Genomic DNA, 16122 nt, shown 5'->3' with positions numbered 1-16122 from the left:
AGGGGTACGAGGGAGGATGCCATGAGTACTAAATCTGTTTTGAGCCTTTACACTCCGGCAGAACTGCGCAAGCTGCACCAGGAAAATCCTGCACTGTTCGATCAGCTCGCCCAAGAGGCCATCAAGAATGCCTGCACCGCGAGAACGCCCGAGCAGAGCCTGAAGCTGCAGCAGTTGCAATGGACCATCGATATGCAGCTCCGCAAGGCGAAGACGCCGGTGGCGAGGATGCACGCCATGGAGAACATCTTCTACGGCAAGATCTACGGCGAGGATGGGCAGCTGTCCAAGCTGGTCTCCACTTGCAAGAAGCTGGTGCAGGCGGTGACGGGGGAAAAGGCGGAACCGGGAAGCGGCAAGGAACCTAAACTGAAGGACGTGGGCTGAAACGAAAACCGCAGCTGAAAAGACGCAAAAGAAAAGGGCACCCGGATAGGGTGCCCTTTCCTTTTTTTTAAGCGCGGATCATTGATAACCGGGCCGGTGCGCGACCCTAGTGGGCGTTGGGGCTCTGGCTCTTGGCGACCAGGAAGTAGACGATGCCCAGGATGAGCAGGGTCCCTGCCAAAAAGGCCTGCGTTTCCAGCGCGTCGTGGCGCAGCGTCGAGATCAGGATTTCGCGTATCAGCGCCACTATGATCACGCCGATGAAGATGAGGATGTTGAACTTCCCCCCCTTGAGCGTCTTGATCTCGTTGTCCATCAGCTCGATCATCATCCATAGGATGAGCAAAGAACCGAGTGCCGACAGGATCCCCTTCTCCATGCTCCCGCTGAAGACGTGCACCAAGTCCCAGAAGAACAACCCCACTACCGACAGGGAAACGATGATCAGCGCCACGACCAGGACGAGGTTGAGGCCATAGGTGAAACGCTCGGCGGCGTGGATGAGCTTTGACTCCAGCCGGTGCGAAACGAACACCTTGCGTAGCTCCTCCTCCTGGTAGGAGGTGCTCATGATGTCGAGGTTTATGTCGAGGATCTTTTCCACCGCGATGCGGTACTTGCGCCGCGCCTCGATCTCCGGGAAGTTGGCCTGGAGCAGTTCGATGAGGAATCTGCGCACCACGTTCATGGCGGCGTTCACGTAGTGCGCGCTCACCTTGATGCGGACATGCGCCTGTCCGATGCTCTGCAGCGTGATCATGTAGCCGTTGTCATAACGGCCGCAGAACAGCGAGAGGAACCACTGCGCGTGGGTCTTGCGCAGTTTCTGCAGTTCTTTGGGGTCGCGCAGGAAAGCTGCCGTCTCCGGTATCTTGAGAAGGTAGCCATAGAATTCTTCAACCATAGCCTCGCAGTTCTTCTCGGCAAGGGGAAGCAACTCTTCTAAAAGTTTCTCATCTGTATCGGTGAAGTAATAGTGGCTTTTTATTTCCTGCATTGTCAGCATTTGACGCTCCTGTTGCCTTGACTCCCTTATTTAATCCAATACATGCAGGCGTAAATACTAGCATGGCTCATGGCTTTTACCACCTTCGTATACGGGTGACGAATGGACAAGGCATCTGAAGCCGCTGTCCCTTTGGCCTTGGCGCGTTTGTTCTGGTGCCGGTAAGGCTGGTTTCCTCCTGGAGGGCAAATCAAAGCCTGTAAAGATTCCCGACATTCGGCCTCGCCGTCGGCCGCGGCCCCCAACTTTTTGATTCTCCACCGTTCTTGCCGCAGCAGCTCCGTCATCACCCGTCGGAATCACAGAATCACGACGATGGCCAACCGGCGGGGAAGCTGGCAAGTATTCAATAATTAAATATTATTAATTCAGGCATAATAGTTGCTCATACCCTCCGGTTCTAAATTCCAACGCACCAGGAGGGTTTTTGAAATGAAAGGGTTCGTCGTTGCCGTCCTTCTTCTTACCGCGGCCTCCGCGTCAGCAACACCCCTCACCGTCAATCAGGAAATGGATCTCGAAGAACTTGCCTCTGCTCCTGAGATATCCCAAGGGCTCGACACGAAGACAGAGTTCACCGAGCCGGGGGGAACTCCAGACTCTTACGCCCCCTCGGTTCACATTGGCGCCAGTAAACTCCAGCCGGCGGGGATCCAGGCGCCGGAACCGGCCACCATCGCGCTTCTCTCCCTTGGATTCGTCGGGCTCTTCATCGCGAGGACGATCAACCGGCGCCGTTCCAAGAAGCGGTAGCTCCAGCGACAAAGGGGGTACGGCGAGACCCTGCCCCCGCAGCTCCCTCACCTCCTTCTCCCTTCCTGCAGCAACGCATTGCCCCCTTCCTCTCAAGGCATTCATCGGTATAAGTAGCAGCCCCGGCAGATTCATTTCCGGTTCCCGCTCCCTTTGGCTGGGCCGGGTTTTTCTGCCTCCCCCCGGGCAGCCGGCCTAACTCGATGCTTTGTTTAATGTGACCAAAAAAAGGTGAACTCAAACGGAAAATATGCTAATTTCAGCGGCCTTTTGCCGCAGGCGTAAGCATGGAATCCAAAGGAGAGAGCACCTGAATGAAAAGATCCAGCCGCAATTCCCTGTCCCGCAGCATTAAAACCCTTACCCTTGCAGTCGCCCTGCTGCTGCCGTTTGCCGCGCCCCAGAAGGCGTGCGCCGGCGCCGCACTGTGGCAGGAGACGAACCTCCAGTACCTGTGGGGCAACAACTTCAGGATCGCCCCGACCAAAGAAAAGGACCACAACCAGGCGACCATCACCATCGAGCACGCCGATGCCTGGAAGTACGGCGACAACTTCCTCTTCCTGGACATCACCAACCCCACCGAGAAAGACATCGCAATGTACGGCGAGATCTCCCCGAGGCTCAGCATCGGCAAGATCACCGGGCTGGACCTTTCCGCTCCGTTTATTAAGGACGTGCTCCTCGCCGGCACCCTCGAGGTCGGAACCTACCCCTCCGGAGGGGGATTCCACAACTACCTCTACGGCCTAGGTCTCAGCCTCAACCTCCCCAAGTTCAATTTCGCGGACCTGAACCTTTACGTACGCAACAGCATGGATAAACAAGGTGTGACCTACCAGGTGACCCCGGTGTGGCAGGTGCCGTTCAATATCGGCAAGGCCAGCTTCGTCTGCGAAGGGTTCGTCGATATCGCGGGGGGTGAAGGGAACTCCGCCTTCAACATCGACGCCCAACCGCGTCTTTTGCTCGACGCCGGCAAGCTCTGGGGCTCCCCCGGCAACCTTTATGTCGGGACCGAGTTCATCTACTGGCGCAACAAGTACGGCTTCAGCGGCATCAACGAGTACGCGCCGCAGGTCATGGTGAAATGGGTGCTGTAGCAAGCTGATCCCATTCGTCGTACCGAGCATACTGTTAAAGATGAAGGCCCACAGGCAAAACGCCTATGGGCCTTTTTTAATTGTGAGTCTACAACCCATGCTTCACTGTATCACCGGCACGCCGGTTCTTTGAGCGCGGGATAATTCGAAGTATGAATTGCGAATTATCCCGTATGCGGCTGGCACTGTTTGAGTACTTTAAACCCCATATTACTTACTTGAGTTAAAAAATAAAATTTAAGTAAGACAAATCTCTCCCGATAAGTCATCTATCTCAATTCGGAACGCTGTTTCTGTTTTACCTCCGGCAATCATTCCCTCAGACATCTCTTGCCACTGACTTTGAGATACACAAAGCCAATCGCAGCATCACCGTATTCCCGAATCATAGACAGGGGGAAAGGTTGGAAACTACCTCGTCAGTCGCCGATATCCAGATGGTCACCTTCCTCCTCGGGAGCGAAGAGTATGGCGTCGACGTCATGGACGTCCGCGAGATCGTGGACATCACGGACGTCACCAAGGTGGCCAACGCCCCAAGCCACGTCGAAGGGGTGATCGATCTCAGGGGGAGTATCGTCCCCATAGTTTCCTTGAAGAAAAGGTTCGGCCTCCCCGAGGCCGCAGCCGGGGACTACAACTGCATCGCGGTCATGGATTTCGCGGGGGCACTCACCGGTTTCGTGATCGACGAGGTGACCGACGTGATCCGGGTCGCACGGCGCGACATCCTCCCCCCGCTGGAGCTTGGGTCCGAGCCCTGGATGGAAGGGATTCTGTCGCTGGGACCAAGGCTCATCGTGGTCATGAATCTGAAGCATCTCGCTTAAGGAGCGCCCTATGGAGACAAGCAGCAAAGAGAGGCTCGCCCTGCAGGATGCCATGGTGTTTTTGGGCGCCATTGCCTCGGGAACGGAGCAGGCGATCGGCGAATCGGCAAACAGCATCTCGTATCTCGCCGGGGTGAACCTGGGGAGGAAGCTCTCGCAGGGGGTCCCGAGGACCGGGGAGATAGACGAGGCATTGGCCGCGACCAGGCGGGTCCTGGAGCAAAACGACTACCTCTGGCTCTTCGAGCCTTTCAAGACCCACGACCAAAAAGAGCTGGTGCGGCAGGGGGAGGAGGGGCTGGAGGTGATGCTGGTCTTCAGGGACTGCATGATCCGCCAGTCGCTGTTTCGCTTCGGGCACGTGCAGAAGGGGTCGCTTTGCAACATGATGTACGGCTTTTTCGCCGGGGCGCTGCAGAACATAATGGGGCGCGAGTCGTCCCTGGAGATCGTGCACGCGGGGGAAAACGCCTGTTACAAGAAACTGGTGGTGCGCAATCCATAGTTTGCGCGGGAGGGGTTCATGGGTGAAGTTACCGTCAATACGGAATGGCTGAGCGACTGTTCCGGGTGCCACGTCGCCATCGTCGACCTGCACGAGAAGATCCTGAACGTGCTGGAGGCGGTGCGGATCCAGCGCTGCCCGGTCCTGACCGACATCAAGGAGTATCCGCACGCAACGGTGGGTCTCGTCTCGGGCGCCATCCGCAACGAGCATGACCGCCATGCAGCAGAGCAGATGCGGAAATCCTGCGACATCGTCATCGCCTGGGGCTCCTGCGCCGTCTTCGGGGGACCTGCCGGGGCGGGAAACGTCCATACCCCCGACGAGATAGCGGCGGCGGTCTACCTGGAGAACAAGACCACCATCCCGGCGCCTCCCCCCAAGCGCGAGGTCTCGCCGCTGGAATCTGTGGTGTCGCCTTTGGACACGGTCATCGACGTCGACTTCTACCTCCCCGGCTGCCCGCCGCACCCCGTCTTCATCTTCGAGGCGCTCACGGCGCTTGTGGCGGGAAGGGAGCCGGAGGTAAACCGCCGTTCGGTCTGCGCCAAGTGCAAGCGGAACATGGAGAAGACCGAAGTAACCGAGATCAGGTCGAGCTTCGACGGGATCCCGGACCCCGAGCGCTGCTTCCTGAGCCAGGGGTACACCTGCATGGGCTCGGTCACCATCGACCGCTGCCTCGCCCCTTGTCCGACCAACGGCGTCCCCTGCACAGGGTGCGCCGGGGCCACCATGCAGATCCTCACCGAGCCCAACCGCGACATCAGGACCGAGATCGCCGACCGGATGTCGCGGCTCACCAAGATCGACCGGGACGAGATAGTCCGCTCCCTGGAGCGCTCCTCCAAGTCCCATTACTCCTACACCATGGCCACCTCGATGATCGGCTGCAAGCCCACCTTCCAGATCAAGCGCTGGATCGAGGACGAGCAGGCGGATTACGAGGCCGGGGGATGCCGATGAAGCGAACTTTGAAGATTGACCCGGTGACCCGGATCGAGGGGCACGCCAAGGTGTTCATCAACCTGGACGAGGCCGGGGCGCTGGAAAGCGCGGGGCTCGTGGTGAACGAGCTGCGCGGCTTCGAGAAGATCCTGATCGGCATGGAGGCGGACCGGATGCCGCACGTGACGGCGCGCATCTGCGGGGTCTGCCCCACCGCGCATCACTTGGCCGCCTGCAACGCCCTGGACCACGCGGCAGGGGTCACGCCCCCCCCCGCCGCGCTCCTTTTGCGGGAGCTGATGTATCTCGGGCACATCATCCATTCGCACTCGCTTTCCATCTTCGTGCTGCAGGGGCCGGACCTGGTGCTGGGGCTCGACGCGGACCCGGCGATCCGGAACATCGTCGGCATCGTGCAGGCGAACCCGGAGCTTGCCAAGCTCGCCCTTGGCTTAAGGAGCATCGGCCAGAAGATCAACGAGATGGTGGGGGGGAGGGGGACCCACCCGGTGACCTCCGTTGCCGGCGGCATCGCCTTCGTGCTCGACAAGGAGAAGCTAAAGGCGCTCAAGGAGTGGGTGGACGAGGCGCGCGGGGTGCTGCCGCAGGTGGTTCCGGCCGTAAAGGGACTCCTGATGCGGGCCCTGGAAAAGCACCCGGAGATGGGGGAAAAGTGGATCGTCTCCAGCTTCGGCATGGGAACGGTGCAGGATGAAGCGGTCTCCCTGATCTCGGGAAAGCTTCGCGTCATCGACGAGACCGGCGCCACCCGCCTGGAGTTCGGCATCGAGGAGTATGACCGTTACCTGCGCGAGTCGGTGGTGGATTGGTCCTACATGAAGAAGGTGCAGGTGGAGCTGGACGGCGAGCTGCACGACTACCGGGTGGGGCCCATGGCCCGCATGAACGCGGCGCGCCGTTTCGGGACCGAAATGGCCGACGCCGAGTACGCCGAGTTCGCCCGCCTGGGGGGGGCGCCCTGCCACGCCACCGTCTTCCAGACCTACGCCAAGCTGATCGAAATCGTCTGGGCCATCGAGCGCGCGGGAGAGATCCTGCGCGACAAGGCGATCCGCGGGGAGACCCGGGTCCCGGTCCGCTTCCAGGGGGGAAGGGGGGTGGGGCACGTCGAGGCGCCGCGCGGCACGCTGATCCACGACTACCAGATCGACGAGCGCGGGATCGTGCGGGCGGCGAACCTGATCGTCGCGACCCAGCAGAACTACTCGCTCATCAACCGTTCCATCGAGCAGTCCGCCCAGTCCCACGTGATCGACCGCCCCGACGACCGGGCGCTCATGAATGCCGTCGAGTTCAGCATCCGCTGCTACGACCCCTGCCTTTCCTGCGCCACCCATGCTTTAGGGCGGATGCCGCTGGAGGTAGCGGTCAGGCGGGGCGCGGAGACGGTCAAGACCCTTTGGAGGTAAGAGATGCCAGTCGAGATCATGGTGCACGAGCAGTCCTGCCGGGGGTGCGAGCTCTGCATCGATATCTGCCCCACCAAGGTTTTCCAGCTGGATGAGGAAAAAAGGATCTGCAGCGTGGATCACGCCGAGGACTGCATCGCCTGCCTTTCCTGCGCCTACATCTGCCCCTCCGGCGCCATCACCCACCGCGACTTCCACCTGGTCAAGAACTTCTACCGGGACGAGGAGTTCTGCAAGAAGATGGGGAAATTCCTATGAACACGAGCGACCAGAACTACAGCGTCGACTTGAGCGCCGAGGACTACCTCAAGGCCCGCAACGAAGTGGCGTTCCTCCTGGATGCCTTCGCCAGCACCATAGACAACATCATGGGGGGGAACACGGCGCCGGTGGGGAGGATCGCCGGAAGGGACACCGCCAACAAGCTGCCGCTGGAAATACCTGAGCCGACCCTGGAAAAGGTGATCGAGGCGCTCGCCCGGCAGATGCAGGCGGGATTCGAGATTTCCCTTCAGGAGGAGCGCCTGCACTTTGGCAGGTGCATCCTGAGGGAGATGTGCGGACTGAGGAAACAGCAGCCGGGGGAGTCGCTCTGCCGCCTGTTCCATCACTATTTTGACGGCGTCGCCAACGGGCTCCTCTGCCGCCCGGTCAAGTCGGTAGCCGAAAGCGTGGGTGAGTCATGCATCTTCCGGACGACCGCGCAATAGTGGTCTGCATAGGGAACGAGCTCGTGGCCGACGACGCCGCGGGGTACGAGGTATACCGAAGGCTTCCCCCCCTGCCGGCCCGGCTGGAGTACTTGGGCGTCGGCGGTTTCGATCTCCTTCCCCTGTTGCATGGGGAGAGGCACCTGATCGTGGTCGACGCGGTGCAACTGGGGGAAGCGCCGGGGACGGTGCACGTGATACCGTGGCAGCGGCTTCCCGAGGCGGGGCCGGAGATATCGGTGCACGGGGTGGGTCTGAGGGAGACCATCGAGATCGGCAAGATCCTGTTTCCGGAGCAGATGCCGGAGCAGGTGACCCTGGTGGGGATAGAGGGGCGCTGCTTCGACCGGACCCGGGAGTTCATGACCGGCGCCGTGGCGGGCGCCATCGACCCTGCTTTGGAGGCGGTGCGAAGACTGGTACAGGGAGGCGTTCATGAGTAAGGCGGTCAACCAGGCGGTGAAGGAGTTGTCCGAGGCGATGATGGCGGGGAAGCTCGACGTGCGCGCGGACCTCAAGGGGCTCAAGGGGGAAGACGCGGAAACGGTCCGGCTCATCAACGGCATGATCGACGCTTTGGTCGCCCCCATGAGGCTCGCCGGCGGCGCGTTGCGGGAGATCGCCCACGGCAACCTCCCCCCGTTCGTCATCGACGAGTACCAGGGGGAGTTCCACCAGATCAAGCAGGACATCAACACGCTTCTGGCCATCCTCTACGGCATCCACGCCGAGGCGGTGCACCTGACCAACAGCATCAGCGAGGGAAAGCTTAAGACCCGGGGCAACGACTGGGATTACCAGGGGGTCTGGAGGGAGCTGATCGCAGGCTTCAACGGGACTCTGGACGCGGTGATCGCCCCTATCCATGAGGCGGGAGAGGTGCTGGAGCGCCTGGCGCGCTACGATCTGAAAAGCAGGATGAGCGGGAAGTACCGCGGAGAGCACGCCGCAATCCGCAAGGCGATGAACTCGACGGCGGTTGCGCTGAACGACGCCATAGCCCAGGTCAGCGAGGCGGTAGGGCTCGTCTCCGACGTGGGGCGACGCATTACCAGCGTCAGCTCCTCTTTCGCCCAGGGGGCCAGCGAGCAGAGCAAGGAGCTGGGGGAGACCTCGGTGAGCCTTACGCAACTCTCCCAGAGCGCCACCCAGAGTGCGCAGAGGTCGAAGGAGGCGAACGCCGACGCGAAGAAGGCATCCGATGCCATACGCCTGGCCAAGGAGGCGATGGGGCGGATGCTCGCTTCCATGGACGAGATCAGCGCTGCAGCCGAAAGCACCGTCTCCATAGCCGGGGAAATAGACGGCATTGCCCAGGAGACCGGGGTCCTCTCCGGCAGCACCATCGAGAAGGCGGCCCGCATGAGGATATCTGCGGGGGGCTTCGGTGTCGTAGCCCAGGAGATCCGCAAGCTTTCCCGGCAGTGTTCCCAGACGGCGGGTTCCATGAAGGAGTTCGAGAAGAAGCTGAGTGCGGAGCATCAGGAGGAATTCGGCGCCCTCATTGCGAGCCTGTTGCAGATCGCCAGGTTCTCGAACCTGTTGGGGGTGAACGCCGCGGTCGAAGCGGCCCACGTCGAGGGGGCCGGCAACGAGTTCAAGGCGATGACCGACGAGATCCACACCCTGGCGATCAGGTCGGCCGACGCGGCTAAAAGTACCGGCACGCTCACCAAGTCTTCCCAGGACCTGGCGCGGCAAGGGGTGGTGCTGTCGCGCGAGATCAACCTGGAGCTGGAAGGCGCGGTGGAGGCGGCGCAGGCGATAGCGCGCTTTGCCGACGAGATACTGGCCAGCATAGAGGGGCAGACAGCGGGGATCGAGGAGATCAACGCGAGGGCGGCCCATATCACCGGCGTCACCGAGAAGAACGCCTCAGGCGCGGCCGACTCGCTCGTGGCGGCGAAGGAGCTGGAGGCCCAGGTCGCCAAGCTCTCTACCATGGTGAACCGGTTCAGCTTCTGACAGGGGACTGGCTCCGCAAGGTGCCTGTCCCCCTTGACCCAGGTCGGACAGGTCGGTTCCGCCTTGCCCTGAACCCTGTAACTTGCTAGAGTGCCCGCCATGCCCGAAAGCGTGCGCCGCCATTACGAGCTTTACCCCTACCCGGACTACCCACTTTTGGCCTCGGTGCGCCGCTGCGACACCTACGCCAACAACCTGGACGCCCTCTGGGCCAGGTTCAACGGGGAACTTCCCCCCGACCGCCTACGCCGCATCCTCATCGCCGGCTGCGGCAGCTTCGCCCCCTATCCCTTCGCCCTCGCCAACCCCGACAGCGCCATCACCGCCTTGGACCTCTCCCAAAAAAGCCTGCGCCGGGCCCGGCTGCACTGCCTGCTGCACGGCATCACGCACCCCGAGTTCGTGGCGGGGGACCTGCTCGACCCTCTGGCCGCGCCGGGGCCCTTCGGGTTCATCGACTGCTACGGCGTGCTGCACCACCTGGAAGATCCGCTGGCGGGGCTAACTGCCCTGGAAAAGAGGCTGGGAGAGGGGGGGATACTGCGGGTGATGGTCTACAGCACCTACACCCGCTTCGAGGAGGACTCGATCCGGCGGGCGCTGCGCCTATTAAAGGTGCGCTCCCCCGAGCAGGTGCGGCAGATGGTGGCCCGTGCGAGGAAAGGGTCGCGCCTGCGGGAGTTCTTCGAGCAGTCGCAGGAGGTGTCGTCGCGCTCGGGGCTCGCCGACGCGCTGCTCCACCCGTTGGCCACCAGCTTCAAGATCGACCGGTTCCTGGGACTGGTGGGAGAGAGCGGCCTGAAGCCGCTTATATTCGCCCATCGCGGCGCCCTGTCCGATCCGGGCGCGGAGGCGGCCAGGATTAGGGAGCTGGAGGCACGGCGCGAGTCGCCGGGAAACTTCGTGCTGTATTTGGGGAAGGATGCCAAGGGGGGATGCGGGGAGGGAGGATCTTTCAGGCTCAATCCGTGCCTTGCGGGGGAGCTGTCACGGCCGCACCTGACACCCTTGCTGATACCGGGGCGCCTGGGGGAGGCGAACCCGCCGATTCCCCGCGGCGAGCGCAGCTTTTTGCGACGCTTCAAAAAGCCCGTCGCCGCAACCGCACTCTTAAGCGAGGATCTGACTAGGGCGAAACAGTACGCAGACAAGCTCTTTCTTTTGCGCTGCCGCAGCTGACCCCCCGGCTTTACCGCAGCAGTGCCGCATGGTTTTCAACTACCCCTGCCCAGCCGGCGGCTAATTTTGACGCCGCGACCAGTCGAAAGCAAACCGTTGTCAATTGTCAATCGTCAATTGTCAATTGATTCACTACCTGTCCAGCATCTCCCGCACCTTCTTCAAAAGCTCCAGGGGGCGGACCGGCTTCATGAGGAGTTCAGTCCCTTCCTCCAACAGGTCGCGGCTCTTGATGATGTCCATGGTGTAGCCGCTGGTGTAAAGCACCTTGGCCGCGGGTTCGATGGCGCGGATGGCGTGGCAGGCTTCCTTGCCGCTCATCCCCGGCATGATCATGTCCATCAGCACCAGCGCTATCTCCCCCCTTGCCCCGGCTGCGTACTGCTCGACTGCAACCTGCCCGTTCTCGGCCAGGAGGACACGGTACCCGGCGCCGGAAAGGATGTTCTGCAAGAGCAGGCGCAGATCCGGCTCGTCCTCCACCACGAGTATGGTCTCCACCCCGCCCGGAGGTGTGTCGGGGGCTTGGGGTTCCAGAGCCCTGTCGGCGCTTTTTTCGCTGAAGGGGAGGTAGATGCGGAAAGTGGTCCCTAGCTGCGGCTCGCTGTAGACGTTCACGAAGCCGTTGTGCTGCTGGATGATGCCGTAGACGATGGACATGCCGAGGCCTGTTCCCTTCCCCACTATCTTGGTGGTGAAGAAGGGCTCGAAGATCCTCCTGCGGGTCTGTTCGTCCATGCCGACGCCGGTGTCGGAGATGGAGATGACGGCGTAAGGGCCTGGGGCGCCGATGCCGTTGGCCTGGACGAAGGCTTCGTCGATCTGCAGCGACGAGGTCTCGATGGTGAGCAGCCCCCCTTTGGGCATGGCGTCGCGGGCGTTGGTGGCGAGGTTGATCAGCACCTGCTCAATTTGCCCCCGGTCGACGTCGACCTGCAGTTCGCGCGGAGCGAGCCGCGCCTTCAGCTGGACGTCCTCGCCGATGATGCGGGAGAGGAACTTTTCCACGTGCAGGATGATGTCGTTCAGGTTCATGGTGGCGGGCTTGATCACCTGCTTTCGGCTGAAGGCGAGGAGGTCGGAGGTGAGTTTCGCCGCCTTGTCCGCCGCGTTCATGATCTGCTCCACCTGCTCCTTTTGCCGCGCCGGCAGCGCCCCTTCGTTGAGCAGGATGCTCCCGTAGCCGAGTATCACCATCAGGATGTTGTTGAAGTCGTGCGCCACCCCGCCGGCCAGCTGACCGATCGCCTCCATCTTCTGCGATTGCAGCAGCTTTTCTTCCAGTTGCTTCCTTTCCGTGATGTCCTCGGCGATCCCCAGCAGGAAACGCTCCTTCCCCTGGTTGTCGAAAAGAGGGATCTTCTTCACCCGCAGGATGCGGTCGCCGTTTGCGGTGGTGATGGTCTCCTCCGGGACTTCCACCAGCTCGCCCTTGGCGAGGGTCTCCCGATCCATCTTGGTGAAGAACTCGGCCTGCTCCTTTGGAAAGAGGTCGTAGTTGGTGCGGCCGAGCACCTCCGCCCGGCTCAAGCCGAACACCTCCTGGCACGCCTTGTTGATGGTGACGAAGCGCAGCCCCTGCACCTCCTTGGCGAAAACCACCGCAGGGATGTGGTCCACGATGTTCTTCAGGAATTCCTCGCTCTCCCTAAGCGCCTCCTCCATCGCCTTCCTTTGGGTGATGTCGCGGGCGACCGCCAGCACGTAGGAATTCTCGCGGAACTGCATCCGGTTCAGGGTGATCTCGGCGGGAAAACGCCCGCCGTCCTTGCGGTGGAGTTCGGTGACGGCGAGCATACGGACGCTTCCCGTCTCCTCGGGGGAGCGGACGAGCGCTTCCGCGGCGGGGCTTTGCTGCAGGTTGGAGAGATCGAATAGGGATTGCTGCAGGAGCTCGTCGCGGCTCCAGCCGGTCTGGCGGCTGGCCGCGTCGTTCAGGTCGACGATGCGCCCGGTGGAGACCTCGATCAGGAAGATGGATTCGTTGCTGTGATCCAGCAAGGCCTTGAAGCGTTCCAGTTCCTCAAGGCGCTCCTGCAGCTCGGGGTAGTAGCTCTTGCGCATCGAGGATTCCCCAAGACCTGCGAGCTTTTGCTGCAGCGCAGCCAGGGCGTCCTGGGGGTCGGGTTGGGGCGGGTCAGAGGCTTTCTTCATACACGACCTCGATGTCCCTCTTGGAGGGGCGGCGCGGGTTCGTCGCCATGCAGGGGTCTTTGAGGGCATGCTCGCTGAACAGGGAGAGGTCGCTCACCCCCACCCCTACCTCGGCCAGGGTCCGGGCCACCCCCGCTTGGGCCTTCAGCTCCCTGACATGCCGCAAGAGTGCCTTTTTACTCTCCTGATCCCCCAGGCCCCGCAGGTCGAGCCCCATGACCTGGGCTATGCGCTCGAACCGCTCCGGCGACGCGGCGAAGTTGAACTCTATGACGTGGTCCAGCAGGATGGCGTTGCACTCCCCGTGCGCCAGGTCGAGCGCGCCCCCTAGACTATGCGCCATGGCGTGGGTGGCACCGAGGATGGCGTTGGAGAAGGCGAGCCCGGCCTGCAGGCTCCCCATCATGACGTCGCCGCGCAGGTTCAGGTCCTCGGGATTGCGTATGCTGGGGACGAGGCTGGCCGAGAGCAGGCGCAGCGCCTCCAGGGCGTGCAGGTCGGTCATGTTGGAGCGGGCCGTGGAAACGAAGGCCTCGATGGCGTGGGTCATGGCGTCTAGCCCGGTGCAGGCGGTCAGGTAGGGATCCATGGTGGTGAGGGTGACGGGGTCGATGAGGGCGATGTCGGGGACGACCGACTTGCTGATGATGGCGATCTTGACCCTCTCCATGGGGTTGCTGATGATGGCGAACTGGGAGACGTCGGCGGAGGTTCCCCCGGTGGTGGGGATGCAGATCAAGGGGGGCATGGGGGAGGTCACCATGTCCACCCCTTCGAAATCGAGGATGTGCCTCTTGTTGGTGCTGACTATGCCGATCCCCTTGGCGCAGTCGATGGGGCTCCCCCCGCCGACCGCGACCAGCAGGTCGCAGCGCTCCGCCTGGTAGAGCGCCACCCCGGCCATGACCTCTTCGACCTTGGGGTTCGGGGTGATGGCGGTGAAGAGGACATAGGAAAGACCGGCGGCCTCCAGGCTGTCGGTCACGTCCTTGGTCCACCCCGCCTCGACCACCCCGGGGTCCGACACCACCAGTATCTTGCGCCCGCCGAGGTTCTTGGCGTATCTGCCGGCCAGTTGCCGCGCTCCGGCGCCGCAAATAAACTCGGGGGCCAGAAATTTCCTCAGTTCGAGACCTTCCGCCATGCTCCCGTCTCCCCTGCTCCGTTGTTCATCGTTTGTCGACAAAAGCGCCACTGTCTGCTTCCAACTCGCCGACCACTATAACAATATTTCACAGGCATTACCAATAAGACGGCCGCATGGTTGGTTGTAGCTAATTTATCTCGATCACATGCTGCCACGGCGACTTGATCTTTCCCTTTGACCTTGCTCCAACCTGACAGTCCCGGTGATTTTAAGACAGTCGGGAGATTCTTGCAATCCGATGTCGACATCTCCTATGTAGCGATGCTGCCATGCACCGATACCGTTTGTTGTCACTGAATACTCACTCAAATAGAAGTGACAAAGGAGAGGCCATATGTCCACCATCAGGTCCAAGATCGTACTCAATCTCGTCGTTCTTTTCCTCACCGTTTTCGGGATCGTCGCCTTCGAGTACGGCAACATAGAAAAGCTCGGCCGGATTCAGGATGAGGGGGCGAAACGCTCCAAAGACGCGGTTCTGGCCAAGGAGGCCTCCATGGGAGGGCTCGCGCTGTACCGGATAATTGCCGACGCGGAGATAAACCGGAACCTCGACGAGACCGCGAAGAGCTGGAATGAGACAAAGACGGAGGTCTTGAAAAACATCGCAGCCGTAGAGACATCCGTCGATACGGCGGAGGAGAAGAAGATAACGGCTGATGTCAAGGCCGCTGTCAACGATGTGGTGAACCTGTTCGAGGGGCAGATGCTTCCTCTCCTGAAGACGACCGACGGCGTCACGCCGGAGCTGCGCGCGCTCGACGCTCAAATCGATGAAAAGGTCGCGAAGGTCGAGGTGGGAGTCGACAAAATTGTCGCTTCCATGCAAAAGGAGATGGAAGCGGCGGACGAGGAGTTCGACGCTGACCGCAGGATGGCGATTGTGGAGGCGGTGGTGGCCGGAGTCGCAGGTCTGCTGCTGCTGATGGTAGTGGGGCTCTTGTTGCTGAGGAGCATCATGCGCTCCATCGATGCCATGAGAGTGGTCATGACCGCGGTGCACGAGGGGGATCTGACCAGGCGGGTGGAGATCGACAGCAAGGACGAACTCGGCATCATGAGCCGGGAGTTCAACGGGATCATCGGGAGACTGCACGAGATGATCAATCATATTTCCGATACCTCCAACCAGGTGGTGGCCGCTTCCGCACAGCTGAGCGCGACTGCGGAACGTATCGCCAACGGCGCGGAGGAGGTCGCGGCGCAATCCTCGACCGTCGCCACGGCGGGTGAGGAGATGTCGACGACTTCAGGGGACATAGCTCTCACCTGCCAGAAAGCCTCCGAGGGAGCGAAGCTTGCCGCCGAATCGGCCAGCGGCGGCGCAAGCCTGGTGGAAAGAACCGTTTCGGTCATGGGCGAGATCGCCGCCAAGGTCCAGGAATCGGCCCGGACGGTGGAAACCCTTGGCGAACGCAGCGATCAGATCGGCGCCATCATCGTGACCATCGAGGACATCGCGGACCAGACCAATCTCCTGGCGCTGAACGCCGCCATCGAAGCAGCCCGCGCCGGCGAACAGGGGCGGGGCTTCGCGGTGGTGGCGGACGAGGTCCGCGCCCTCGCCGAGCGCACCACCCGGGCCACCAGGGAGATCGACGAGATGATCAAGGCGATCCAGAGGGAGACCAAGGGGGCCGTGGCAGCCATGGAGCAGGGGGTCGGGCAGGTGGAGGCGGGAACCAGGGAGGCGGCGAAGTCCGGAGACGCCCTGCGCGAAATCCTGGAGCAGGTGCACGACGTCGCCATGCAGGTGAACCAGGTCGCTACCGCCGCGGAGGAGCAGACCGCCACCACCAGCGAGATTTCCAGCAGCATGCAGCAGATATCCCAGGTAGTGCGGGACACCGCGTCGGGAGCCCACGAATCCGCGACCGCGGCGCATCAACTAAACGGGACTGCCGAACAGCTGCAAAGGCTGGTGCAGCAGTTCAGGCTCTGACGGACAAGACGACGAGTCCGTAACTTCGGAACACTAACCGTGACGTAAATACGGCGCTTCCCC

16 protein-coding genes are annotated in these 16122 nt (G+C 61.7%); 13 read left to right on the top strand and 3 right to left on the bottom strand.

Annotated elements, in window-relative coordinates; genetic code table 11:
- Positions 1 to 21 precede the first annotated feature (21 nt).
- Positions 22 to 387, top strand: coding sequence for a DUF3135 domain-containing protein (locus tag GBEM_RS19420; protein WP_012532319.1), 366 nt, complete (start codon positions 22 to 24; stop codon positions 385 to 387).
- Between the two features lie 106 nt (positions 388 to 493).
- Here GBEM_RS19420 and GBEM_RS19415 read toward each other — a convergent pair whose 3' ends face one another.
- On the bottom strand, positions 494 to 1393 hold the full coding sequence (locus tag GBEM_RS19415; RefSeq protein ID WP_012532318.1) for a protoglobin domain-containing protein: 900 nt from the start codon (positions 1391 to 1393) through the stop codon (positions 494 to 496).
- Positions 1394 to 1825: 432 nt separating this feature from the next.
- Between GBEM_RS19415 and GBEM_RS19410 the strand changes: the two genes are divergently transcribed.
- The 11 genes from GBEM_RS19410 (at position 1826) to GBEM_RS19360 (ending at position 10816) form a co-directional block, all read left to right on the top strand.
- Positions 1826 to 2146 carry a PEP-CTERM sorting domain-containing protein gene (locus GBEM_RS19410; RefSeq protein ID WP_012532317.1) on the top strand — a complete coding sequence of 107 codons (321 nt, stop codon included), beginning with the start codon at positions 1826 to 1828 and terminating at the stop codon, positions 2144 to 2146.
- A 314-nt stretch (positions 2147 to 2460) separates the two neighbouring features.
- Positions 2461 to 3249, top strand: a complete 789-nt coding sequence (locus GBEM_RS19405; protein WP_012532316.1) for a DUF5020 family protein — start codon at positions 2461 to 2463, stop codon at positions 3247 to 3249.
- Positions 3250 to 3653: 404 nt separating this feature from the next.
- A complete protein-coding gene (locus GBEM_RS19400; protein WP_012532315.1) occupies positions 3654 to 4079 on the top strand; it encodes a chemotaxis protein CheW in 426 nt (141 codons plus the stop codon).
- Between the two features lie 10 nt (positions 4080 to 4089).
- Positions 4090 to 4584, top strand: coding sequence for a hypothetical protein (locus GBEM_RS19395; protein WP_012532314.1), 495 nt, complete (start codon positions 4090 to 4092; stop codon positions 4582 to 4584).
- Between the two features lie 18 nt (positions 4585 to 4602).
- Positions 4603 to 5550 (top strand): NADH-quinone oxidoreductase subunit B family protein, encoded by a 948-nt coding sequence (locus GBEM_RS19390; RefSeq protein ID WP_012532313.1) that lies wholly within the window; start codon positions 4603 to 4605, stop codon positions 5548 to 5550.
- Complete coding sequence (locus GBEM_RS19385) at positions 5547 to 6962, top strand: Ni/Fe hydrogenase subunit alpha (protein WP_041263454.1); 1416 nt, start codon at positions 5547 to 5549, stop codon at positions 6960 to 6962. The genes GBEM_RS19390 and GBEM_RS19385 overlap by 4 nt, the downstream gene beginning before the upstream one ends.
- A gap of 3 nt (positions 6963 to 6965) precedes the next feature.
- On the top strand, positions 6966 to 7220 hold the full coding sequence (locus GBEM_RS19380; RefSeq protein WP_012532311.1) for a 4Fe-4S dicluster domain-containing protein: 255 nt from the start codon (positions 6966 to 6968) through the stop codon (positions 7218 to 7220).
- A complete protein-coding gene (locus tag GBEM_RS19375) occupies positions 7217 to 7672 on the top strand; it encodes a hypothetical protein (protein ID WP_012532310.1) in 456 nt (151 codons plus the stop codon). Before GBEM_RS19380 ends, GBEM_RS19375 begins: the two co-directional genes overlap by 4 nt.
- The gene (locus GBEM_RS19370; RefSeq protein ID WP_012532309.1) at positions 7645 to 8115 is read left to right on the top strand and encodes a hydrogenase maturation protease; all 471 of its coding nucleotides are present in this window, start codon (positions 7645 to 7647) and stop codon (positions 8113 to 8115) included. The genes GBEM_RS19375 and GBEM_RS19370 overlap by 28 nt, the downstream gene beginning before the upstream one ends.
- Complete coding sequence (locus GBEM_RS19365) at positions 8108 to 9637, top strand: methyl-accepting chemotaxis protein (RefSeq protein WP_012532308.1); 1530 nt, start codon at positions 8108 to 8110, stop codon at positions 9635 to 9637. Before GBEM_RS19370 ends, GBEM_RS19365 begins: the two co-directional genes overlap by 8 nt.
- A gap of 99 nt (positions 9638 to 9736) precedes the next feature.
- A complete protein-coding gene (locus GBEM_RS19360; RefSeq protein ID WP_012532307.1) occupies positions 9737 to 10816 on the top strand; it encodes a class I SAM-dependent methyltransferase in 1080 nt (359 codons plus the stop codon).
- 132 nt (positions 10817 to 10948) lie between these two features.
- On the opposite strand, the gene GBEM_RS19355 is transcribed toward GBEM_RS19360, so the two are convergent.
- Together GBEM_RS19355 and ercA are read right to left on the bottom strand one after the other, a co-directional pair.
- On the bottom strand, positions 10949 to 12970 hold the full coding sequence (locus GBEM_RS19355; RefSeq protein ID WP_012532306.1) for a hybrid sensor histidine kinase/response regulator: 2022 nt from the start codon (positions 12968 to 12970) through the stop codon (positions 10949 to 10951).
- On the bottom strand, positions 12954 to 14114 hold the full coding sequence (gene ercA / locus GBEM_RS19350; protein WP_012532305.1) for an alcohol dehydrogenase-like regulatory protein ErcA: 1161 nt from the start codon (positions 14112 to 14114) through the stop codon (positions 12954 to 12956). Before ercA ends, GBEM_RS19355 begins: the two co-directional genes overlap by 17 nt.
- Positions 14115 to 14451: 337 nt before the next feature.
- Between ercA and GBEM_RS19345 the strand changes: the two genes are divergently transcribed.
- Positions 14452 to 16059 carry a methyl-accepting chemotaxis protein gene (locus GBEM_RS19345; RefSeq protein WP_012532304.1) on the top strand — a complete coding sequence of 536 codons (1608 nt, stop codon included), beginning with the start codon at positions 14452 to 14454 and terminating at the stop codon, positions 16057 to 16059.
- The last annotated feature ends 63 nt before the right edge of the window (positions 16060 to 16122 follow it).

The organism is Citrifermentans bemidjiense Bem, assembly GCF_000020725.1.
Classification (GTDB): domain Bacteria; phylum Desulfobacterota; class Desulfuromonadia; order Geobacterales; family Geobacteraceae; genus Geomonas; species Geomonas bemidjiensis.
This window is presented reverse-complemented; position numbering and strand designations above follow the sequence as displayed.